Annotated in this window: 20 protein-coding genes; 1 reads left to right on the forward strand and 19 read right to left on the reverse strand. The window is 72.8% G+C overall.

Going from position 1 to position 22,818, the window contains the following annotated elements; genetic code table 11:
• Nucleotides 1–6: 6 nt before the first annotated feature.
• From ACN265_RS16630 to ACN265_RS16665, 8 genes are all read right to left on the reverse strand, one after another.
• Complete coding sequence (locus ACN265_RS16630; protein WP_421408466.1) at nt 7–978, reverse strand: enoyl-CoA hydratase/isomerase family protein; 972 nt, start codon at nt 976–978, stop codon at nt 7–9.
• Nucleotides 979–993: 15 nt separating this feature from the next.
• Nucleotides 994–1,989, reverse strand: coding sequence for an LLM class flavin-dependent oxidoreductase (locus ACN265_RS16635; RefSeq protein ID WP_357927061.1), 996 nt, complete (start codon nt 1,987–1,989; stop codon nt 994–996).
• On the reverse strand, nt 1,986–3,557 hold the full coding sequence (locus ACN265_RS16640) for a class I adenylate-forming enzyme family protein (protein ID WP_420116058.1): 1,572 nt from the start codon (nt 3,555–3,557) through the stop codon (nt 1,986–1,988). The genes ACN265_RS16635 and ACN265_RS16640 overlap by 4 nt, the downstream gene beginning before the upstream one ends.
• Entirely contained in the window at nt 3,554–4,579 is a 1,026-nt protein-coding gene (locus ACN265_RS16645; RefSeq protein ID WP_421408467.1) for an LLM class flavin-dependent oxidoreductase, read from the reverse strand. The genes ACN265_RS16640 and ACN265_RS16645 overlap by 4 nt, the downstream gene beginning before the upstream one ends.
• Nucleotides 4,576–5,667, reverse strand: a complete 1,092-nt coding sequence (locus tag ACN265_RS16650) for an LLM class flavin-dependent oxidoreductase (RefSeq protein WP_420116060.1) — start codon at nt 5,665–5,667, stop codon at nt 4,576–4,578. The genes ACN265_RS16645 and ACN265_RS16650 overlap by 4 nt, the downstream gene beginning before the upstream one ends.
• A gap of 74 nt (nt 5,668–5,741) precedes the next feature.
• Entirely contained in the window at nt 5,742–6,770 is a 1,029-nt protein-coding gene (locus tag ACN265_RS16655) for an acyl-CoA dehydrogenase family protein (protein ID WP_421408468.1), read from the reverse strand.
• Nucleotides 6,771–6,783: 13 nt separating this feature from the next.
• A complete protein-coding gene (locus ACN265_RS16660) occupies nt 6,784–7,935 on the reverse strand; it encodes an acyl-CoA dehydrogenase family protein (protein WP_420116062.1) in 1,152 nt (383 codons plus the stop codon).
• A 33-nt stretch (nt 7,936–7,968) separates the two neighbouring features.
• Entirely contained in the window at nt 7,969–9,516 is a 1,548-nt protein-coding gene (locus ACN265_RS16665; RefSeq protein ID WP_421408469.1) for an AMP-binding protein, read from the reverse strand.
• A 68-nt stretch (nt 9,517–9,584) separates the two neighbouring features.
• Here ACN265_RS16665 and ACN265_RS16670 point away from each other — a divergent pair, with 68 nt between their 5' ends.
• Entirely contained in the window at nt 9,585–10,565 is a 981-nt protein-coding gene (locus ACN265_RS16670) for an MBL fold metallo-hydrolase (protein WP_421408470.1), read from the forward strand.
• Nucleotides 10,566–10,599: 34 nt separating this feature from the next.
• On the opposite strand, the gene ACN265_RS16675 is transcribed toward ACN265_RS16670, so the two are convergent.
• Genes ACN265_RS16675 through ACN265_RS16725 form a run of 11 tightly spaced genes read right to left on the reverse strand, consistent with a single transcriptional unit; the run spans nt 10,600 to nt 22,684 of the window.
• Complete coding sequence (locus ACN265_RS16675) at nt 10,600–12,153, reverse strand: class I adenylate-forming enzyme family protein (protein WP_421408471.1); 1,554 nt, start codon at nt 12,151–12,153, stop codon at nt 10,600–10,602.
• Nucleotides 12,150–13,667, reverse strand: coding sequence for a class I adenylate-forming enzyme family protein (locus tag ACN265_RS16680; protein ID WP_421408472.1), 1,518 nt, complete (start codon nt 13,665–13,667; stop codon nt 12,150–12,152). The genes ACN265_RS16675 and ACN265_RS16680 overlap by 4 nt, the downstream gene beginning before the upstream one ends.
• Complete coding sequence (locus ACN265_RS16685) at nt 13,667–14,161, reverse strand: VOC family protein (protein ID WP_067309619.1); 495 nt, start codon at nt 14,159–14,161, stop codon at nt 13,667–13,669. Before ACN265_RS16685 ends, ACN265_RS16680 begins: the two co-directional genes overlap by 1 nt.
• A 29-nt stretch (nt 14,162–14,190) precedes the next feature.
• Nucleotides 14,191–15,111, reverse strand: a complete 921-nt coding sequence (locus tag ACN265_RS16690) for an SDR family NAD(P)-dependent oxidoreductase (protein WP_420116067.1) — start codon at nt 15,109–15,111, stop codon at nt 14,191–14,193.
• Nucleotides 15,108–16,292 (reverse strand): acetyl-CoA acetyltransferase, encoded by a 1,185-nt coding sequence (locus tag ACN265_RS16695; RefSeq protein ID WP_421408473.1) that lies wholly within the window; start codon nt 16,290–16,292, stop codon nt 15,108–15,110. The genes ACN265_RS16690 and ACN265_RS16695 overlap by 4 nt, the downstream gene beginning before the upstream one ends.
• Complete coding sequence (locus tag ACN265_RS16700; RefSeq protein WP_421408474.1) at nt 16,282–17,694, reverse strand: zinc ribbon domain-containing protein; 1,413 nt, start codon at nt 17,692–17,694, stop codon at nt 16,282–16,284. Before ACN265_RS16700 ends, ACN265_RS16695 begins: the two co-directional genes overlap by 11 nt.
• A 17-nt stretch (nt 17,695–17,711) precedes the next feature.
• Nucleotides 17,712–18,503, reverse strand: coding sequence for an ABC transporter ATP-binding protein (locus tag ACN265_RS16705; RefSeq protein ID WP_357927097.1), 792 nt, complete (start codon nt 18,501–18,503; stop codon nt 17,712–17,714).
• Nucleotides 18,500–19,390, reverse strand: coding sequence for an ABC transporter permease (locus tag ACN265_RS16710; RefSeq protein WP_204926551.1), 891 nt, complete (start codon nt 19,388–19,390; stop codon nt 18,500–18,502). The genes ACN265_RS16705 and ACN265_RS16710 overlap by 4 nt, the downstream gene beginning before the upstream one ends.
• 2 nt (nt 19,391–19,392) lie before the next feature.
• On the reverse strand, nt 19,393–20,316 hold the full coding sequence (locus ACN265_RS16715; protein ID WP_420116071.1) for an ABC transporter permease: 924 nt from the start codon (nt 20,314–20,316) through the stop codon (nt 19,393–19,395).
• Complete coding sequence (locus ACN265_RS16720) at nt 20,313–21,158, reverse strand: ABC transporter ATP-binding protein (RefSeq protein ID WP_421408475.1); 846 nt, start codon at nt 21,156–21,158, stop codon at nt 20,313–20,315. The genes ACN265_RS16715 and ACN265_RS16720 overlap by 4 nt, the downstream gene beginning before the upstream one ends.
• A gap of 2 nt (nt 21,159–21,160) precedes the next feature.
• Nucleotides 21,161–22,684, reverse strand: coding sequence for an ABC transporter substrate-binding protein (locus ACN265_RS16725; RefSeq protein ID WP_421408476.1), 1,524 nt, complete (start codon nt 22,682–22,684; stop codon nt 21,161–21,163).
• Nucleotides 22,685–22,818 lie beyond the last annotated feature (134 nt).

A 22,818-nucleotide genomic window follows, 5' to 3' on the forward strand; every position in this document is an offset into this window, starting at 1 on the left:
CGTCGCCTACTCTTCCCGCGACCGGCTGTCGCTGAGCCGGAAGTACGGGGCGACGAGCCGGTCCCGGTCGGCGAGCGCCTGCGCGATGCCCTTCTCCCGGCGTTCCTTGAGGAAGTTCCAGTCGCCGTCGGCGAAGCTGACGTTGGTGGCCCAGCCGTGCCCGACCCAGCCGGTCATCGCCCCGAGGCCCTTGCCGCGCGCCTCCATCACCACCTGCATCATCGACTTGCCCATCATCAGCGAATCCAGCGGCATCACCGCGATCGCGTCGGCGTAGTCGTCGACCCACCGCTGGAGTTCGTCACGCGGGACGACCTTGGTGACCAGGCCCTTGCGTTCGCCCTCCTCCGCGCCGATCGCCCGCATGGTGAGCATGACGTCCTTCATCGTGGTCAGGCCGACCTTCTCGATCCAGTGGTACATGTCCTGCGGGGCGGGCCCCAGGTAGCGGAACGCCGGGTGGGTGAACCGGGCGTCCGGGGAGGCGATGACGATGTCGGCCGACAGCGCGATCTGGAAGTGCCCGCCGTAGCAGTAGCCCTGCACCTGGCAGATGGTCGCCTTCAGCGACTCGATGATCGGCCGGGTGAAGCCGGAGCTGAGCACGTTGCGGTCGGGCAGGATGCGCTGCCGCTGCGCCGGGCGACGCCGGGACGCCTTGTCGGTGCCGTTCTTGTAGCCGATGTAGTGACCGAGTTCGGCGGCGTCGGCACCGGTGCCGAAGTGCTCCCCCTCCCCCGTGAACACGATGACCTTGACCCGGTCGTCGGTCTCCGCCTCCTTCACCAGGTCACCGACCCGTTCGAAGGCGGCCACCGGGATGGCGTTGAGTCGCTCGGGACGGTCGAAGGTGATGGTGGCGACGGCCCGTTCCTCGTCCACGTCGTACCTGACGTACTTCGCGAGGACCTCGGGGTCGACCTCCATGTTCTCGACGTCCCACTGGTTCTCCAGCAGTTCGGCTTCGGTCTTCTTCACGGCGGATTCCTTAGGTCAGGTGGTGGTACGGAAGGCGGGGATCACTTCGGTGGCGAACAGCCGCAGCGAGGCGCGCAGCTTCTCGGTCGGCATGCCCAGCCAGCCGGGCCGGAAGATGAGATGGTCGAACCCCAGGTCCCGCAGGGCGGAGATCCGCTCGACGAGGAACTCGGGCGAGCCCAGCAGCAGCGTGTTGCGGACCAGCTCGTCGAACCGGTCCCGCTGCCAGCGCAGCGCCGGGTACTCGGCGTACGTGGAGTACTCGACCCGGGCGTGCGGTAGCGCCTCCGCGACGGCCTGCTCGGTGCTCGGCGCGCAGTACAGCTCCACGCCGACGGGCCGCTGCACCGTCGCCGGGTCCCGCCCGTACTCGGCCAGCGCCTCGTTGTAGACCGCCAGGTGTTCGGGCAGGAACCGGCGGCTCGGGGAGTTGCCCGGCGCGTACCAGGCGTCGCCGAGCCGGGCGGCCCGACGTACCGCCTTCTTGCCGCCCGCGCCGATCCAGATCGGTGGCCCGCCCGGGGTCAGCGGCGGGATGCCGATGGTGGCGTCGACCTGCGGGTAGAACTCCCCGTCGTGGGTGACGGGTGCACCGGTCCACAGCGCCCGGATCAGCCGCAGGCTCTCGTCGAACCGACGGAACCGGGTCTCCGGGTCGACGCCGAAGGCGGCGAACTCGTTCTCCCGGTAGCCCGCACCGACGCCGAGGACCACCCGCCCGCCGGAGAGGTGGTCCAGGGTGGCGAACTCCTCGGCGACGTGCACCGGGTGGAACATCGGCAGCAGCAGGATGCCGGTGCCGAGCAGCATGTCCCCGGAGCGCGGGATGAGGCTCGCCAGCATCGAGATGGGCTGCGGGGTGGCCAGGTTGGACTGGAAGTGGTTGATCGTCCAGACCGAGTCGTAGCCCAGTTCGGCGGCGAGTTCGACGGTGCCGAACAGGTCGTCGAGGTGCCTGCGGAGGTCGTCGCCGGGCGGGTACTGGTGCGACGCCATGATGCCGAACCTCATCGACTTTCGCCTCCCTGCGACGGAGCCGCTGCGCGGCTGATCTTGCCGGTGGCGCTGCGTTCCAGCGCGGGCACGAACTCGATCCGCCGGGGGGTCTTGAAGTGGGCCAGCCGCTCCCGGGCGTACGCGACGAGCCGGGCGGAAAGGTCGGTGTCGTCGACCGTGTCGTCGGCGGCCCGGACCACGAGCGCCACCGGGATCTCGCCCAGCCGGTCGTCGGGCCGGCCGAGCACCCGGACGTCCTGCACGAGCGGGTGCCCGCGCAGTTCGTCCTCGATCTCCTCGGGCCAGACCTGGAAACCACCGCATTTGATCATGTCCCGCTTGCGGCCGACCAGGAAGAGCACCCCGTCGGGGTCGACGTAGCCCATGTCGCCGGTGTGCACCCAGCCGTCGCGGACCAGCTCGGCCGAGGCGGCGGCGTCGTCGACGTACCCCCGGGTCAGCGCGGAGCGGACCACCACCTCGCCCTGGGCGCCGGTCGGCAGCGCGGCCCCGGCGTCGTCGCGGATCTCCAGCTCGACGCCCGGGTAGACCCGGCCGGCCGAGCCGGGCTTCCACCGGCCGGCCTTCATGTCCCGGCCGGTCCAGCCGGCGATGTGCCCGGCCTCGGTCGAGCCGTAGTTGACCAGGATGGGCACCCGGTAGCGCTCCTCGAAGGCGCGCCGCACCGGCCAGGAGATCGCCTGCCCGGCCACCAGCACCGACCTGACCCCGTCGAACGGCAGCTCCCGTTCGGCGTGCACGATGTCGAAGACCATGGTGGGCAGCAGGAACAGGTTGTCGAACCCGAACCGGGGCATCAGGTCGGCGAGCCGGTCGACCCCGAACCGTTCCCAGACCACCGCCGGGCGGCCCACGAAGTACGCGAACAGCAGCGCGTGCTGGCCGCCACTGTGGAACAGCGGCAGCGCGATCAGGTTGGGGCGGGCGTCGCGGGTGGCGCTGCCCTCGGCCTCGGTGCCGGTGGTGACCCGGGCGAGGCGCATCAGCGACTCCCGCGTTCCGCCGTGGGTGACGCTGACGGCCTTGGGTCGCCCGGTGGTGCCGCCGGTGAACAGGATGCACGCCTCGGCCTGCGGCCCCACCTCGACGCCGGTGACCCGCGCCTCCCGCCGCCACGGCAGCTCGGGCACGCCGGTCAGCGACGTCGTGACGGACCGGACCGGGACGGCGGCACCGTTCCCGTCGGGGTCGGACCGGGCGGCGAGGAGGGCGGCGACCACGTCGGGCCGGCGGTCGTCGACCAGCAGCAGCCGGGGCGCGGTCTTGGCCACCGACTCGGCCAGCTCGGCGGCGTTGTAGAGGCTGCTGACGGTGACCGGCACCGCGCCGATCTTCCAGGCCCCGAAGAGCAGGAAGACGATCTCGGGGCCGTTGGTCAGGTAGCAGGCGACCCGGTCGCCGGGGCCGACGCCCTCGGCGCGCAGCGCGGCGGCGACGCCCCCGGCGAGCAGGTCGATCTGATCGAAGGTCCACCAGCGGCCGTCCTCGGCGTACAGACCGGGCAGGTCGCCCCGGTCGGCGCACCGGCGCTCCAGGACTCCGACCAGGTTGTCGCCGCTCACCGGGTCACCCCGGGCGCGGTCGCGGCGATCCTCGGGACGACGGGCGTGGCGACCCTGGGGATGACCTCCGCACCGAAGCGGGCGAGCTGTTCCATCGCCTCGTCCTGGCTCGCGCCGACGAACTGGTGGCGCAGCGAGACCTCGGTGATGCCCAGCTCGGTCTCCCAGCGGCGCAGCTTGGCCACGATCTCGTCGGCCGAGCCGACCAGGCAGTCCTCGGCCAGGTACCGGTCGAGGTCGAGGGACTGCGCGTCGTCCCAGGACCGGTAGCCGGCGTACTGGCGCTGCAGGTGCGGGCGGACGGCCGCGACGGCCGCCGGATAGCTGTCGCCGAGGTACGCCTCACGGCTCATCGGGTACTCCCGGTCCAGGGGGAAGCCGCGCTCGGCCAGGTCGGCCCGGTAGATCCCGAGCAGCCGGGCCAGTTCGGCGTCGTTGCCCTTGGGGCCGATCAGCCACGGGGCGTCGAGGCGGGCGGCGCGGCGGACGGCGGGTTCGGCGAACGCGCCGATCCACAGCGGCGGGCCGCCGGGCTGGGCCGGGCGCAGCGCCAGGGACGCGCCGGGGACCTCGCCCCAGCTGCCGGCGGCGTCGATCGTCTCGCCGTTCCACAGGGCGCGCAGGATCGGCACGTACTCCCGCAGCCGGCGCAGCCGGTCCTCCCAGGCGACGCCGAACGCGGCGGTCTCGCGTTTGCGGTAGCCGGCGCCGATGCCGACGGTCAGCCGGCCGCCGCACAGCACGTCGAGGGAGGCCAGGTCCTCGGCGAGGGCGACCGGGTTCAGCAGCGGGGCGAGCAGCACGCCGAACCCGATCCGGACCCGGGAGGTGGCGTGGGCGAGGTAGCCGGCGAGCGGGACGGGTTGGACGAACGCCGATCGGGCCAGGTAGTGGTGGCCGAGGTAGACGGCGTGGAAGCCGGCCGCCTCGGCGGCGGCCGCCTGGGCCAGCACGCCGTCGATGCCCTCGGCGGCGGACGCCGACGGGTCGAACTGGGCACTCAGGAAGCAGCTGATCTTCACCCGAGGACCGCCTCAGCGGTGGGCACCCGCTCGGCGGCGCGGTCCTGGGCCCGGAAGTGCGGGATGACCTTGTCGGCGAACTCCTCCATGGAGCGCAGCGCGGCGGCGCGGTCCAGCGACGGGATCCGCAGCCAGCCGATGTAGTGGTTGATGCCGAGCTGGTCGCGCAGCATCTCGATGGTCTCGATGACGCGCTCGGCCGAGCCGAAGTTCCCGCCGTGGGTCAGCGTCTGCTCCAGGGTGAGCAGCTCGATGTTCTTGGCGACCGCCGCGTAGTAGGCGCGCTCCTGGGCGATGGCGTCCTCCGAGCCGGGGATGACCTTGCCGACGGACTTGTAGTAGTTCATCGCCGCCGTCGCCGCCGTACGCAGGCCCTCGTCGCCGTCGCCGCACCAGACCTGCTGCATGAACGGCAGGTCGTAGGTGGACAGGTCGAAGCCGTTGTCCCGCATGCTCTGCCGGTAGAGGTCGAAGTTCTTCTGCATGATGCCCAACGGCGTGAAGTTCGGTGAGGTGATGATCGACTCGCCGACCGCGCCGCGTTCCCGGAAGCTCTCCGGGGAGACCGTGCCCTGCAGGATGGGCGGCCCGCCCGGGGTGAACGGCCTCGGGTAGGTGGTGACGTTGTCGTAGTGGAAGATCTCGCCGTGGTAGGAGAAGTTCTCCTGCGACAGCGCGAGCCGCAGGATCTCCAGGGTCTCCTGGTAGCGCTGCTTGGACTCCGCCAGCGGTACGCCGAAGCCGGTGAACTCGGCGGGCTGGTAGCCCCGGCCGACGCCGATGGAGACCCGGCCGCCGCTGAGCACGTCGAGGGCGGCGATGTCCTCGGCCAGGCGCAGCGGGTGGTGCAGCGGGAGGACCAGGACGGCGGTGCCGATGGTGATCCGGCGGGTCCGCTCGGCGACGGCCATGCCGAAGTTCAGTGGGCTGCCGAGGATGCCGTACTTGGAGAAGTGGTGCTCGGCGAGCCAGACCGAGTCGAAGCCCAGCTCGTCGGCCAGCTGGATCTCCTCGAGGGTTTCTCGGAGCACCTGATGGTCCGATGCGCCGTCGGCCACCGGGAACAGGTTCATGATTCCGAACTTCACGGCCTTCTCCTCATTTATTCCGACCAGCCGGTATGTTACTGCTCCGGGCTGGTGCCCGGCAAGACTTCCGCAGGTCAGCCGCGCACGGCCCGACGTGCCCGGATGCGCAACTCCCCGGCCCGCCGCCGGTGCCACGACCCCCGCCCGCAGCGGGCGTCGAGCACGAACGCGCGGCGCAGGAACAGGTGCGGGTCCGCCTCCATGGTGATGCCCATCCCGCCGTGCACCTGGATGCACCGCTCCGCGGCGAACACCGCCGCCTGCCCGGCCGCCGCCTTGGCCGCGTGCACCTGGACCGCGGCGTCCGGGCGTCCGGTGTCGACCGCCCACGCCGCGTACAGGGTCAGGTCCCAGGCCGCCTTGCGCGCGGTGGCCGCCTCGGCCAGTGGGAACGCGACACCCTGGAACGACCCGATCACCCGACCGAACTGCCGACGGGTGCGGGCCTGCTCGGCGGCCAGGTCGATCGCCCCCTGCGCCACCCCGCACAACTCGGCCGCCACCACCAGCGCCGCCCGCAGCGGCCCGGTGCCGGCCGGGCGGGGCCGCTCGGGCGCGGCCACCGTCACGTCCGCCAGCGGCACCGACGGGTCCAGCGACTGCCGCGCGGTGATCCGGACCGGGTCGGCGAACCAGACCCCCGCCGGGCCGAGCGCGACCACGCCGTCAGCCTGCGCCGCGTACGGCACCAGGGTGCGCACCAGCGGGTCCACCGACGCCGCGTCGACCCAGCCTGAGCCGCCCGGCACGTCGACCGCAGCGGTGAGTACCCGGCGGCCGTCGAGCACCTCCTCGGGCAGCGGCCCGTGCTGCCCGTCGCCGCAGAGCAGCTGCACGGCCGCCGCGTGCGTCGGGAACCGGCTGGGCAGCAACCGCCCGCCGAGCGCCTCGACGGCGACCAGCAGGTCGATCAGGCCCGACCCGATGCCACCGGCCGACTCGGGCACCCCGAGCAGCCCGAAGTCGCGCAGCAGCGGCCCGTCCCCCGCCGGGGCCCGCCACCCGCCCGACCACGCCGCGCGGGCCGCGCCCCGGTCGGCGTCGGCGAGCGCGCCCACGGTACGGCCGATGTCCTGCTGTTCCTGGGTGAATGTCGCACGCACCGGACCACCTCGCTCAGCGGGAGCGGGGCAGGCGCAGGACCCGCTCCGCGAGAATCGACTTCTGGACTTCCTCCGTGCCGCCCTCGATGGTGTGGGCGCGGGCCCGCAGGTAGCGGCGCATCCGGGCGGCGGCGCCGTCGCCGTCGACCAGCACCCCGCCGGCCTCGTCGAGCTGCACGGCGAGCCGGTTGGCGTTCTGCACGACCCGGGCCCACAGGCTCTTGAGCGCCGAGGTCTCCGGCCCCGGCACCCCGCCGGCCCGGCTCTCGCCGAGCATCCGCATCGAGCCGATCCGGACCGCCTCGGCGTCGCACTGCAACGCGCCCACCGCGTCGACGAACGCGCTGTCGTCGGCGACGCCCCGCTCGACGGCGACGTCGATCAGCCGGTCGACCGCCTGCCGGGCCCAGACCCACAGGTTCAGCGCCATGCTGCCGCGCTCGAACGCGAGCGTGGTGAGCGCGACGGTCCAGCCGTTGCCGACCCCGCCGAGCACGTCGTCGTCGGCGACGAACACGTCGTCGAGGAACATCTCGTTGAACTCGGTGTCCCCGTTGATCATCACCAGCGACCGGACGGTGAACCCGTCCATCGGGGCGAGGAAGTAGGTGATCCCCTCGTGCTTCGGCGCGGCGGCGTCGGTACGCGCCAGCAGCAGGCACTTCGACGCGTTGTGCGCGTTGGACGTCCAGATCTTGGCCCCGTTGATCCGCCAGCCCCCGTCGACCCGGGTCGCCGCCGTGGTCAGGCTCGCCAGGTCGGAGCCGGAGCCGGGCTCGCTGAACCCCTGGCACCAGTACTCGTCGCCGCGCAGGATGCCGGGCAGGTGCCGGGCCTGCTGGGCGTCGGTGCCGTGCGCGATGATCGTCGGCCCGGCCAGCATCATGCCCACCCCGTTGAGCGGGTACGGGGCGCCGCGTACCGCCGCCTCCTCGTTGAAGACGGCCTGGGCCAGCGCGTCCATCCCCCGGCCGCCGTGCGCCGTCGGCCAGGACAGCCCGGCCCAGTTGCCGGCGCAGAGCCGGTCCTGCCACACGCGGGACCAGTGCTCCCGCTCGTCCTGGGTCAGCTCCTCCTGGTCGGGCACGTCGGCCAGCGCCCCGTCGAGCCACCTGCCGACCTCGTGCCGGAACGCCAGGTCGGTGTCGCTGTCAGCGAAGTCCATGCCCACCCCCCTGTGGGTCGTCGGTGTCGCCGGTCATGCGCTGGCCTCCTCGGCGGGCACGAGCCGGGCCTTGTAGAGCTTGCCGTTCGGGTCGCGGGGCAACGCGTCGCGCACGACGTAGGACTGCGGGCGCTTCGGTTTGGCCAGCCGCTCGGTGAGGTAGCGGCGTAGCTGCGCGACGGCCGTGTCCGGGTCGGGCGCGGTGTCGGTGAGCACGACGTGCGCCTGGGGCACCTCGCCGAACTCCGGGTCGGGCACCCCGACGACGCCGACGTCGGCGACCCAGTCGTGGCCGATCAGCGCCGCCTCGATCTCGGCCGGGTAGACATTGACCCCGCCGACCAGGATCAGCTCGGCCGCGCGGCCGGTGATGTAGAGGAAGCCGTCGGCGTCGACGTGGCCGACGTCCCAGACGGTCATCAGGCCGTCGCGGCGCGCGCCGTCGGTCTTGCCGGGGTCGTTGTGGTACTCGACCCGGTCGTCGCCCTGGCGCATGTAGACGATGCCGGTCTGCCCGACGGGCACCTCGTTGCCCAGCTCGTCGAGGATGCGCAGGGTGGAGATGGAGGCCGGCCGACCGACCGTGCCCGGGTGGGCCAGCCACTCGTGGGGGCGGGCGACGGTGGTGCCGACCTCGGTCGAGCCGTAGTACTCGTAGACCACCGGGCCGAACCAGTCGAGGATGCGCTGCTTGACCTCGCGCGGGCAGGGTGCCGCGCCGTGCAGCACGTAGCGCAGCGAGGAGAGGTCGTAGCGGTCGCGGACCGCCTCGGGCAGTTGCAGCAGCCGGTAGAAGTGGGTCGGCACCATGCTGGTGCCGGTGACCCGGCGCTCCTGGACCCGGTGCAGGAAGCCCTCCGGCGTCCAGCCGTCCATCAGCACCATCGTGCCGCCGGCGTGCAGAGCGCCCATCGCCGGGGTGATGTTGGCCGAGTGGTACATCGGGGCCGACACCAGCCAGGACGCGAACGCCTCCCGCTCCATCCCGAACTCGCGGAACAGCCAGACGTAGGTCAGCGCGCCGGTGTCGGCGTCGACGCCGCTGAGCGGGCGCTTGACCCCCTTGGGCCGGCCGGTGGTGCCGGAGGTGTACATCATCAGCGAGCCGGCCGGGGTGTCCGCCGGGCTGGTGGCGGGCATGTCGGCGGTGAGCGCCGTGAGCGGTCGGGCCCGGTCGGTGCGGGGGGTGCCGTCGACGAAGACCTGGATGCCGGGCACCGCCGCGGCGGCGTCGAGCACGACGTCCTCGACCCGGGCGGAGCCGACCACCACCCGGGCCTCGCTGTCGGCGAGGATGTAGCCGACCTCGGGGGCGGTCAGGTGGTAGTTCAGGGTGACCAGGTAGAGCCCGGACTGCATGGCCGCGAGATAGAGCGCGACCAGGCCGGGGCTGTTGGTCATCACCGCCGCGACGGTGTCGCCGGGCCGCAGGCCCGCGTGCGTACGCAGCCCGTGCGAGATCCGGTTAACCTCGGCGAACAGGTCACCGTAGGAGATCCGCCGGTCGTCGGCGGTCACGATCGCGCACAGCTCCGGTTCCGCGGCTGCCCACAGCCGGAACCCGGTCCGCTCCTGGCTCATCGGACTCCTTGAGCTAGATTCCGACCATCCGGTATGTTGGTGTCCCACAGTAAGGGAGCCTCCCGACGATGTCCATACCCGTGAGCGACGCCCACGCCGCCAGCTGGCGGGCCCGCCAGGTGCCGGTCCCCACCCAGGTCGTCGACGGTGTCTGGGCGATCCCGGTCCCCCTGCACGGCAGCGCCCTGCGGTCCATCACCGTCTTCCTGATCACCACCGGCGACGGCCCGGTCCTCGTCGACGCCGGCTACGACCACCCGAGCTGCTGGACGTCGTTCCAACGGTCGGTGGCGTCCATCGGGCAGCGGGTCGACACCATCGCGGCGGTCCTGCTCACCCACAACCACCCCGACCACGTCGGCTTCGCCGACCGGGTACGCGCCGCCTCCGGCGCGCGGGTGGTGATGGGCGCGCCCGACGACTTCGCCACCATGCACCGCCGGCGCGGCACCTTCCTCCAGCAGGTACGCACCGCACTCGACCTGACCGGCGCCCCGCCCGACGTCGTCACCGCCATGTACGCCGACGCGGTCGCCGTCGCCGTGCACCAGGAGGACCTGCGGCTCGACATGGCCGTGGAGCACGACACCGAGTTCCGCTTCGGCGACGTGACCGTCCGCGCCCTGCCCGCCCCCGGGCACACCTACGGCCACACCGTCTACGTCGACGCCCGGGGGCTGGTCTTCACCGGTGACACGATGATGGCCGAGGGGCCCACCCAGCTCGCCATCGTCAGCCGCCCCGACGACGACCCGGCCGCCGACCTGTTCGGCACGCTGGCCCGCATCGGCGACCTCGGGGCCGCCATCGCCTGCCCCGCCCACCAGTTCCCCTACCGGAACGTCGCCACCCGCGCGCAGGCGCTCGCCGCGTTCCACCGCGACGAGGTCGAGACGGTCCGGGGGCTGGCACGCGACGGCGACACCGCATGGGACGTCGCCCGGCGGATGACCTGGAAGAAGCCGTGGGACGAGCTGGGCCGGGGCACCCGACGGTTCGCCCTGGTGCACACCCTCGCCCTGCTTCGCCACGCCGCCACCGACAGGTGACGCCGGGGCGGCCCGCCCGGGCCCGGCGGCCGGCTCAGTCGCGCCGGGCGTCGTCGTACGTCCAGTCCGGGCGCAGGGTCGAGCGCAGCTCCCGCAGGGTCCGTTTGAGCACCTTGCCGGACGGGTTGGTGGGGAACTCGGGCACCAGGTAGACCTCCTTGGGCACCTTGAACCGGCCGAGCCGCTGCCGGGCGTGCGCGATCAGCGCCTCGGGCGTCAACCCCGGCCGGGCCACCACGAACGCGGCCGGCACCTCCTGCCACGTCGGGTGCGGGGCGGCCACCACCGACGCGGCCAGTACCAGCGGATGGTCGGCCAGCACGTTCTCGATCTCGGCGCTGGACATGTTCTCCCCACCGCTGCGGATCATGTCCTTGAGCCGGTCGCGGATGTAGAGGTAGCCGTCGGCGTCGAAGCAGCCGATGTCGCCGGTGTGGAACCAGCCGTCCCGGAACGCGGCGGCGGTCGCCACCGGATCGTCGAGGTAGCCGGGGCTCACCTTCGGGCCCCGCGCGACCACCTCACCGTGCGCGCCGACCGGCACGTCCGCACCGTCCGGGTCGACCACCCGGACCTGGACCCACGGCACCGGCAGCCCCACCGACCCCTGCTTGGACTCCTGGTGGGCGGCGTCGAGGTAGGTCAGCCCGCTGCACGTCTCGGTGAGGCCGTACCCCTCGATCAGCCGGGCGTTCGGGAACAGCCCCCGGGCCACCCCGAACAGCGCCGAGGTGACCTGCGAGAAGATCAGCCAGCGGACCGACGACAGGTCGGTGCCGGCGGCGGTGGGCTCGCGGCGCACCAGGTCCAGCATGGTCGCCGCCACCACCATGCCGGTGATCCGTTCCGTCTCGATCGCCCGCAGCACGGCCGCCGGCACGAACCGGCGGTGCAGCACCATGGTGCCGCCGACGTGCCAGATGCCGAAGCCCGGCAGGTCGGTGCCGCCGACGTGGTAGAGCGGCGCGGCGTTGAGGATCCGGTCGGTCGGCCGCAGGCCCAGCTCGACGATCTGGGCGTGCATGTTCCGGTTCACGTTGCCGTGGGTGAGCAGCACCCCCTTGGGCAGGCTGGTGGTGCCGGAGGTGTAGACGATCCGTTGCAGGGCCGCGTCGTCCAGGTCGACGTCGGCGACCCGCGCGCCCCGGTGCGCCGCGACGAGCGCCCGCACGTCGGTCCAGCCGTCGTCGACCGGCTCCAGCGCGAAGCGGCGTACGGCCGGCAGGTCGGCGAGGGCGGCGGTGGTGAGCGGGGCGAACTCCGGCACGGTGGCGACCGCCTCGACCTGGGCGTGCGCCAGCAGCCGGGCCAGCTCCCCCGCGGTGAGCCGGTAGTTCAGCGGGACGACGACCGCGCCGAGTTTCGCCAGCGCCAGGCAGAGCAGCAGGAACTCGGGGACGTTGTCCGCGACGACCGCCACCCGGGCGTCCCGGCGTATCCCCTCGGCGACCAGCCCGGCGGCCAGCGCGTTGACGTCCTCGTCGAGCTGCCGGTGGGTCCACCGGCGGTCGGCGAAGACGAGCGCGTCGGCGTCGGCGAACCGGCGGGCGTTGCCGGCCAGCATCGCGGCGAGGTTCGCGGTGCTCACTCCGCCGCCTCGCGCAGCGCCTTCTTCAGCACCTTGCCGGAGTCGTTGCGCGGCAACGACGTCACCAGCTGCACGTACCGGGGGACCTTGTAGCGGGCCAGTTCGGCTAGGCAGTGCGCGCGCAGCTCCTCGGCGGTGCCGGTCGCGCCGTCGCGGAGGATCACGAACGCCTTGGGCACCTCGTCCCACCGCGGGTCCGGTACGCCGATCACGGCGACCTCGGCGACGTCGGGATGCTGGGCGAGGACCCGTTCGATCTCGGCGCTGGCGATGTTCTCCCCACCGGACTTGATCAGGTCGGCCCGGCGGTCGACGAACCACAGGTAGCCGTCGGCGTCGATCCGCCCCACGTCGCCGGTGCGGAACCAGCCGTCGCGCCGGCTGCGCCGGTTGGCCTCGTCGTCGTTCCAGTAGCCGGGCGACACCTTCTCCCCCCGGACGATGATCTCCCCCTCGACGTCCGGGCCGACCGGCCGGAAGTGCTCGTCGACGATGCGGATCTGCACCCCGGGGAACGGCGCGCCGAGCGCACCGAGCTTGCTCTGCTCGTGGGCGGCGTCGAGGTAGCAGACCCCGTTGCACAGCTCGGTCATGCCGAACGTGTCGATCAGGCGAACGTGCGGCAGCCGGCGTTTCACCTCCTGCCGCACGTTCGGCGCGACCCCGGCGAACAGCAGGTAGCGCAACGCGGCGAGGTCCGGCGGGTCGTCCAGGTCGAGCAGCCCGAACAGGATCTGGGCGGCCAGCACCATGCCGGTGATCCGCTCCTGCGCGGCGATCCGGGCGATGTCGGTCGGCTTGAACGTCGGGGTGAGCACCATCGTCGCCCCGGCGACGAACGTCGCCAGGCCCGGCGCCTCCAGCCCGCTGACGTGGAACAACGGCGCGGAGACGAGGATCCGGTCGGCGGCGGTCAACTCCAGTTCGAGGACCTGCGCGAAGTGGTTCGCGGTGAGGTTCCCGCAGGTGTGCACCGCCCCCTTGGGGCGCGCCGTGGTGCCCGAGGTGTAGAGCAGCCGGTGCACGTCGGCGGGGCCCCTGTCGGCGTCGGCGACCCGGACGCCGGGTGGCTGACCGGCCAGCAGGTCGGCCAGCCGCCGCGCGTCACCGACGACCGTGTCGCCGTTGGCGACCAGCGTGCGCAGCCCGGTCGTGGCCGCCAGCCGGGCGACGTCGGCGGCGAAGTCGTCGTCGTAGAGCAGCCCGGTGACGCCGGCCTGGTCGATGACGTACGCCTGCTCGTTGGCGTGCAGCCGCCAGTTCAGCGGCACCGAGACCGCGCCGAGCCGGCTCAGCGCCAGCAGCTCCATGACGTAGGTGGCGGTGTTGCGCCCGAGCACCCCGACCAGGTCGCCGTCGGCGATGCCGGCGTCGCGCAGGGCGGCGGCGTGCCGGTCCACGTCGGCGTCCAACTCGCCGTACGTCCAGCGGGCGGCCCCGTCGACCAGGGCTTCGGCGTCGGCGCGGCGCAACGCCTGGCGGCGCAGGGTCTCGGTGAAGTTGCTGCCGCCCATCAGTCGCCGCTCCCCCGCCGCCGGGCCAGGATCTCCTCCCGGGACGGCAGCGACACGAACTCCAGCAGGTTGCCGTCGAGATCGCGGGCGGCGAACGCGGTGATGTACCCGTAGTTGTCCAGCAGCACCCGGTTCGGCGCGCTCAGGCACTGCGCGCCCAGCTCGGTCAGCCGCCGGTGCAGGTCGTCCAGCTCGTCCAGGGGCACCTCGAAGCTGAGCAGGAAGGTGCCCAGCTCCAGGTGACCGGCGGTGGCGGTGCGGGTCTTCACCCCGTTCCACTCGATGAGTTCGAGCTGGCCGACCCGGCTGGGGCCCTGGAGGTACTGGACCCGGCCGGTGGTGCCGGCGGGCAACCCCAGCGACACCTCGATCCCCGGCCCGCCGACGTCGGTACGCAGCGTCCGGCGGTAGCCGAGGGCGCGTTCGTAGAAGTCCGCGGCACGGTCGACGTCCGAGACGGTCATGGCCACGTGGTGCACTTCGCTGACCGGCATGATGCCTGCCTTCCGATGGGGTTCGCGGTTCAGGCGGACGGTCCGGACGGCCCGCCGAGGACCCGTTGGATCAGGGTGACCTCGTCGGCGCCACTGTCCGGCACGATGAAGTCGTCGAGTCGGCAGATCTCGTCCACCGCGCCGAGCACGTCGTCGGGCGAGGCCGGGGTGGGCCCGCCGTACCAGCCGGGGGTGACGCCCAGGAAGATCCGCCCGACCCGGCCGCCGCCCACGGTGAGGATGTGCCGGTTGAGCTGGCACTGCTCGGAGGCGAGGAAGGTCGCCACGGCGGCCACGTGCTGCGGGTCGAAGCGGTCGGTCAGCTCGCCGAGCAGGTTCTCGGTCATCCGGGTCGCGGCGGTCGGCGCGATCGCGTTGACCAGGATGCCCCGGCGGGCCCCCTCCAGGGCGAGCACGTTCATCAGCCCGATCAGGCCGGCCTTGGCCGCGCCGTAGTTGGCCTGGCCGAAGTTGCCGAACAGGCCGGACGACGAGCTGGTCAGCACGATCCGGCCGTAGCCCTGGGCGACCAGGTGCGGCCAGGCGGGCCGCAGCACGTGGAACGCCCCGGCCAGGTGCACGTCGAGCACCGCGCTGACGTCCTCGTCGGACATCTTGGCAAGCGTCCGGTCCCGCAGGATGCCGGCGTTGTGAATGACCGCGTCGAGCCGGCCGTACGTGTCGATGGCCCGGCCGACCAGGTCGGCCCCCCCGGCGGCGGTGGCCACCGAGTCGGTGGAGGCGACGGCGGTGCCGCCGGCCGCGCGGATCTCGGCGACGACCTGTTCGGCGGCGCCTGAGGAACCGGAGCCGTCGACCGTCCCGCCGAGGTCGTTGACGACCACCGACGCGCCGCGCGCGGCGAGGGTCAGCGCGTGCGCCCGGCCGATGCCGTTGCCCGCGCCGGTGACGACGACGACCCGGCCGTCGAGGGTGACCCGGGCGCTCATCGCTCGTTCCCCAGGACCGCCACGAACGCGACGCAGGAGCCCGGTTGCCCACCGAGGTTCTGGGCGACCGCCAACCGGGCGTCAGGCACCTGCCGAGCGCCGGCCTCCCCCCGCAACTGGGTGAAGCACTCGAACATCATCCGCAGCCCGGTCGCGCCGATCGGGTGGCCGAACGACTTGAGCCCGCCGTCGGTGTTGACCGGCAACGCCCCGTCGGCGTCGTAACGGCCGTCGAGGATGTCCCGCCACGCCTTGCCGCGGGCGGAGAAGCCCAGGTCCTCCATCAGCACCACCTCCGTCGGGGTGAAACAGTCGTGCACCTCGGCCAGCGAGATCTGCGCCGCCGGGTCGGTCACCCCGGCCTGCTCGTACGCCTCGCGGGCGGCGGCGACCACCTCGGGGAAGGTGGTGAAGTCGTAGCCGTCGGCGGCCAGCCCCGACCCGGAGCCGGCGACGAAGCTCATCCCGCGCAGGTAGACCGGTTTGTCGGTGTACCGGTGGGCGTCCTCGGCCCGGACCAGGATCGCCGCCGCCGCGCCGTCGGAGACGCCCGAGCAGTCCATGACACCGAGCTGCCCGGCGATGCGCGGGGACCGCTCCACCGTCTCGGCGGTCACCGCCCGACGGAACTGGGCGCGGTCGTTGCGGGCGCCGTTGGCATGGTTCTTCACCGCGACCCGGGTCATCGCGGCGCGCATCTGTCGCTCGTCGATCCCGTACGCCGCCTGGTAGGCGGGGGCGAGCAGGGAGAAGCCGGCCGGGGCGGTCCAGTCGACGTCGGTGCCGTCGGCGGGTGGGAACACCGCCGACAGCCCGGAGTACGAGGAGTCCTTCAGCTTCTCCACCCCGGTCGCCATCACCATGTCGTACGCGCCGGAGGCGACGGCGAAGGCGGCGTTGCGCAGGGCCTCCGAGCCGGTGGCGCAGTAGTTCTCCACCCGGGTCACCGGCTTGCCGGTCAGCCGCAGCGGGCGGGCGAGGGTCTGCCCGGACATGCCCGAGCCCTGGGTGCCGACCCAGAACGCGTCGACGTCGCCGAGGGTCACGTCGGGCAGCGACCCGACGCACTCCTGCACGGCGTCGACGAGCAGGTCGTCGGCGGAGGAGTTCCAGTGGTCCCGGAACGGGGTGCAGCCCATCGCGACGATCGCGACGTCGTGGGTGGTGCGCCTACTGGCCATCGGCGGTGTCCTTCCCTGGCGCGGCGTCGGCGGGTGCCGGGCGGAGCTTCCAGAAGTAGTTGTGGATCGAGTCCGTGGTCCAGAGCCGGCGGAAGGTGGGGTCCATCGCCATCCCCACCGCCACGTCGCCGGGTGCAACGTCGGTGGCGTACGCGCTGAGCCGGCCACCGCCGTCGACGTCGGCGACGACGATCGCGACCTCCGGTTCCGGCATGGTCGTCAGGTGGTCGCGGGTCACCGAGACCACCCGGGCGGTGCGGTCGCGCAGCGACACCGGGGCGGTGCCGGACCCGGCGGTGCCGCAGGAGGCGCAGACCCGCCCGGGGGGTGTGGTGACCCGGCCGCAGGCGTCGCACCGGCTGCCCTCCAGCCGGTACTTCCAGCCGGCCCGGCGGTGCATGGGCGGGGCGGCCGGGGCCGGGGAGGCCGGTCGGGCCGGGCCCTGCACGTCGAGCAGCCCCCGCCAGCGCAGGTACCGGCCGTAGCCGAGGCGCTGCCGGGCGGCGAGCTGGGCGCGGACCGTCGGCCCGCCCCGGGCGGCGCGGACGCCGTCGCCGACCCGCAGCACGAAGGCATCGGCACCCTCGGTGGCCGACAGCAGCAGGATGGTCTGCCCGGGTTCGGCCTCGTCGAGGGCGGCGGCGAGCAGCAGGCCGGGGTGGGCGACGCCGGTGAAGCCGGTGGCCCGTTCGACGGTCACGTCCTGCCCGGTGCCGCCGAGCGCCTTGCGTAGCGCCGCCGCCGCACGGGGGTTGGACGACGACACGACGACCTGGTCGACGGTGTCGAGGGACGCCTGCGCCAGGGCCCGGCGGGCGGTGTCGAGGCCGGCGGCGACGAGGATCTCGGCGGTGAACCGTTCGTCCCAGACCCGGTCGTGCCGTTCGCCGGGCAGCCGCCAGCGGTCCAGCAGCTCGGTGGTGTGGCCGACGCGGGCGAGGAGCACGGCGGCCCGGCCGCCGCCGGCGAACGCCGTGGCGGCGTCGCCCTGGGCCAGTTCGTCGGGGGCGCCGGGGCGGGTGGTGCGCACGTCGGCCAGGGCCGCGGTGGCGACACCCCGCAGGACCAGGTCGAGGGCGGACGGGCCGGCCCGGTGGCCGCGCAGGTCGAGGGCGGTGACGCCGGGGTCGAGGCCCAGCGCCTCGTGGACCACCCCGGCGGACGTCTTCGTCTCGTACGGTGCGCTGGTGGTGGCCAGCAGCAGGTGCCGCCCGGCCGGGGTGTCGGCGGCGATGTGCCGCAGCGCCTCGACGGCCATGGTGACGGCGTCCTCGTCGTAGCCGGCGACGCTACGGGTGGGGCCGCCGGCACGGGCCGGCACGGTCGGGTCGAGCCTGGTGTCGTCGAGCGCGTACGCCGGGAGGTAGGCCGCGTAGGCGTCGATGCCGGGTTGCTCGGGCATGGGTCGCGGGTTCTCCTTCAGCTCCACGAGGGGATGGCGGCGAGCAGGCGTCGGGTGTACTCCTGCTGCGGTCGGTCCAGCACGGTCAGGGCGTCGCCCTGTTCGACGACCCGCCCGCCGCTCATCACCGCGATCCGGTCGCACAGGTCGCTGGCGAGCATCAGGTCGTGGGTGACGAAGAGCAGGCCGATGCCGAGTTCGTCGACGAGGGTGCGGAACAGGTCGACGACCTTGGTCTGGGTGGTGACGTCCAGGGCCGTGGTGCACTCGTCGGCGATCACCAGCGCGGGGCGGGTGACGACGGCGAGCCCGATGGCGACCCGCTGCCGCAGGCCGCCGGAGAGCTGGTGCGGGTAGCTGGCCAGTACCCGGCCGGGGTCGTCGATGCGCATCTGGGCCAGCACCTCCACCGAGCGGCGTTCCACCTCGGCCCGGGTGATGTCCCGGACGTGGCGGCGCAGCACCTCGGCAAGCTGGGTGCGGACCTTCAGCAGCGGGTTCAGCGACCGGGACGCGTCCTGGAAGACCATGCCGACGGCGCTGCCCCGGACCCGCGCGGTGCGGTCGACGCCGGGGGCCACCACCTGCTCGTCGCCGACGGTGACGGTGCCCTGGTCGACCCGGACGTTGCGGTCGAGCAGGCCGACGACGGCGCGGGCCAGGGTGGTCTTGCCGCTGCCGGACTCGCCGACGACGCCGACGATCTGGCCCCGGCGGATCTCCAGGTCGACGTCGTCGAGCAGGGTCAGGTCGCCGGCGGCGAGCCGGGCGGTGATGGACAGTCCGGAGAGTGTCAGCAGGGCGCTCATCGCCGCCTCTTCCGTGGGTCGTGGTGGGTGAGCAGCGCGTCGCCGAGCAGGTTCACCAGCAGCACCAGCACGGTGATGGCGAGGCCGGGGAAGAAGGCGATCCACCAGGCCTGGCTCAGTTCGTCCTGGCCGGAGGCGAGCATCGAGCCCCAGCTGTTCATCGGCGGCACCACGCCCAGGCCGAGGAAGCTCAGCGCGCTCTCGACCAGGATCGCGGTGCCGACCTGGAGGGTGCCGAGCGCGACGATGGTGCCGGCGAGGTTGGGCAGGATGTGCCGGAAGACGATCCGGGGTTCGGACGCACCGGCGGCGCGCAGGCCGACGACGAACTGGCGTTCCCGGATGGCCAGGGTCGCGGCGCGGGTGACCCGGGCGCACACCGCCCAGCCGGTGAGCGCCAGCACCAGGAACAGCACCGGCAGGGAGCTGCCCCGGTTGGCGATGATGGCGAGGGCGACCAGGATGAACGGCAGGGCGAGCTGGGCGTCGATGAGGATCGAGATGACCCGGTCGACCCAGCCCCGGAAGTAGCCGGCCAGCAGGCCGAGCAGCGTGCCGGGGCCGATCGCGACGAGCGCGCCGACCAGGCCGATCACGATGGTCAGCCGGCCGGCGGAGACGAACTGGGTGAGCAGGTCCTGGCCGAGCTTGTCGGTGCCGAGGGGGTGCGCCCAGCTGCCGCCGGACAGGAACGCGGGCGGCCGACGGGTCGCGTCGAGGTCCTGGCCGCCGTCGGGCAGCAGCCCGGTCAGCGGCAGCACGAACACCGCGACGGCGGTCACCGCCAGCGGCAGGGCCAGCCAGAACACCGAGGTACGCGCCCGGCGGCCGGCCCGGCGCGGTGGCGACACCGGGGCGGTGACCGGGTCGAGTTCGAGTTGGCTCATGCTCACCGCACCCTCGGGTCGACGATCGAGTGCAGGACGTCGACGAGCAGGTTCAGCAGCACGAACACCAGCGCGCCGAACACCACGATCGCCTGCACCAGCGGGAAGTCGCGGAACTGGATGGCCTGCAACGCGAGCTGGCCGAGACCGGGCCAGGAGTAGACGTACTCGACGGCGACCGCGCCGGAGAGCAGGATGCCGGTCTGGAGCACCACGATGGTGAGGATCGGCATCATCGCGTTGGTGAAGGCGTGCCGCCAGATCACCCGGCGGGTGCTGATGCCCCGGGCGCGGGCGGAGTCGATGTAGGGCTCGGCCAGCGCGTCGCTCATCGAGGCGCGGGTGAGCCGGGCGATGTGCGCCATCGGGTAGACCGACATGGTCAGCGCGGGGAGGATCAGGTGTCTCGGGCTGCCGGACTGGCCGGCGGGCAGCCAGCCGAGTTTGACGGCGAACAGCACCACCAGCATCATGCCGAACCAGAAGACCGGCACGGACTGGCCGAGCAGGGCGAGGGTGGAGGCCCCCCGGTCCCACCAGGTGCCCTCCCGGGTGGCCGCGAGCACCCCGAGCGGCACGCCGACCAGCAGGGCGAGGGCCATGCCCGCGCCGACCAGTTGCAGCGTGTACGGCAGCCGGTCGGCGATCATCGCGGTGTTCGACTGGTAGAACTGCAACGACTGGCCGAGGTCGCCGGTGAACACGCCCTTGAGGTAGTCGAGGTACTGCACGACGACGGGCAGGTCCAGGCCCAGCTCGTGGCGCAGCGCCTCGCGTTGCTCGGGTGGGGCCAACGGGCCGAGGATGGTGGCGGTCGGGTCGCCGGAGAGCCGGCCGAGCAGGAACGCCAGGCTGAGCGCGATGAGCAGCGAGGCGAACAGCGACGCGAGCCGGCCGCCGACGCGGCGTACGGTGCTGGCCTTCATCGGCGGGACCTCCAGCGCGCGCCGGGCATCGCGGCGAGCAGTTCGCGGGTGTAGTCGTTCTCGGGGGTACCGAAGACCCGGTCGCAGGGTCCCGCCTCGACGACCCGGCCCCGGTACATCACGTGCACGACGTCGCAGAGCGAACGGACCACGGCCAGGTCGTGACTGATCATCAGCAACGCCGCGCCGGTGGTGGCCCGGATCTGCCGTAGCAGGGCCAACACGTCGGCCTGCACGGAGACGTCGAGGCCGGAGGTCGGTTCGTCGGCGACGATGAGGCGGGGACGCATCAGCAGCGCGCGGGCGATGCAGACCCGCTGCGCCTGGCCCCCGGAGAGCTGGTGGGGGTAGCGGTCGAGCAGGTCCGGGGCGAGCCGGACCCGGCCGAGCAGGTCGGCGTCGTCGATCCAGGAGGTCCGTTCGGGTTGCAGCGCCCGCAGCTCCCGCAGCCCGGAGCGGACCGACTGGCGGGGGTCGAGCGAGCCGTGCGGGTCCTGGAAGACCACCTGCACCTCGGGGCGCAGCCGGCGCAGCTGGGTGCGGCTGACCGCCGCGAGCGAGTGGCCGAGCAGCCGGATGTCGCCCCGGCCGCGCGGGCCGAGCCCGGTGGCGGCCATCGCGAGGGTGGTCTTGCCGGAGCCGGACTCGCCGACGACGGCGACGCTCTCGCCGGCCCCGATCCGCAGTGACACCTGGTCGACCGCGCGGAACAGCGTGCCGGTGCCGCCGTCGCGGTGCTCGACGACGAGGTCGTCGACCTCCAGCACGGGGGTGTCCGACTCCGGGGTGCGGGGGTGCCGGGCGAGGTCGCCCGGCACCCCCGTCTCCGCTGCCTCGGACATCGTCAGCGGGTCGCCTTCGTGAAGTCCACGGTGTTCAGCGGGCCGAACACCACGCCGGAGACGCCGGGGCCGGTCGCGTAGTTGAACACCTGCCGGTACAGCGGCACGTAGCAGTGCTTCTGGACCACGCCGATCGTGTTGAGCTGCTCGTAGAGCGGGGCGGCCTGCTGGGCGTCGTTCTGTTCCAGCGCCTGTTGGGCCAGGGTGTCGATCTGCGGGTCAGGGCAGTTACCGGTGATCGACTTGGTCTTCATGAAGCCGCTGACGAAGTAGTCGGGCACGGCGACGTTCGGCACCCCGGCGAAGATCGACAGGCCGGGCACCTGGCGGCCGACGATCCGCTTGACCAGCGTGCCGTAGTCCAGCGGCACGTAGCTGACCTTGAAACCGGCCTTCTCCAGGCTGCCACCGACGGCCTGGGACACCTCTTCGATGTTGGTGTACTGGGCAGCCGGGTAGGTGATCTGCACGGTCGGGGTCGCCCCGCCGAGGAGTTCCTTGGCCTTGGCGGCGTCGGCGGTCACGCTCTGCGTCGGCTGCTGACCGGGCTTGACGTTGAGCAGGCCGGCGTCGGCGACCGCCTGCCCGTCGAAGATGCCCTTGACGATGGCGTCGCGGTCGATGGCCAGGGCCGCCGCCTCGCGCAGCTTGGGGTCGTCGAACGGCGCCTTCGTGGAGTCGAGGAACGCGATGATCTTCATGGCGGTCTCGGTGCTGACCACCTCGACCCCGGCGGCCTTGGCGGCGCTGGCCTGGGCCGGCGGCAGGTCGAAGGAGACGTCCACGCTCTTGCTCTGGATCAGCGCGAGCCGCTGGGCGGCCTCGTTGGCCCAGGTGAAGGTGACGCCCTCGTTGGTCGCCTTGGTGCCCCAGTAGTCGGGGTTGCGCTTGACCGAGATGTCGCGGCCGGCGTTCGCGCCCGACCAGACGTACGGGCCGGTGCCGACGGGTGCGGCGGCGAAGCCCTCCGAGCCCTTCTCCTGGTAGTACTTCGGCGGCACCAGGTAGACGGTGGTGAGCAGGTCGGGGATGTCGTACTGCGGGGTCTTGGTCTTGACCACGACCGTGGTGGCGTCGGGCGCCTCGATCGCGGTGACGTTGCCGAAGTACGTCTTGAGCTGCGAGGCCGCGCTGTCGCGGGTGAGCGTGATGGTGTTGGCGACCGCCGCCGCGTCGGCCTTCTCGCCGTTGCTGAAGCTGATGTCGGGCCGGACCTTGAACGTCCAGGTCGTGGCGTCGGTACGGGTCCAGCTCGTGACCAGGCCGGTGTCGGTCGGCGCGAGGTCGCTACCGGTGTTGATCAGGGGTTCGAGCATCGTCGCCCAGACGATCTGGGCGGAGCGCGCGCCGACGATCGGGTCGAGGGTCGCCGGCTGGGCGGCGAGCAGCGCCCGGATGGGCGCGGTGCGGGACGAGCCGGTGTCGTCGGAATCGGAGCCGCCGCACCCGGTGAGGCCGGCGCCCACGACGGCCAGGGCCGCGGCCAGTGCCAGGGAGCGCCGGGAGCGCAGGGATTTCATGATCATCATGGGTGTCCTTCACTGCGATGGACCCGTTCTGTCTCCGCGTGAGGCGGCGGTGACGTTCGCCACAAAGTACCGACCAGCCGGTATCAAGTCAACGGGTCGACCGGGTATCTCGCTCGTGACATTCGCGTGAC

Source organism: Micromonospora sp. WMMD730, from assembly GCF_049178955.1.
Lineage (GTDB): Bacteria > Actinomycetota > Actinomycetes > Mycobacteriales > Micromonosporaceae > Micromonospora > Micromonospora wenchangensis.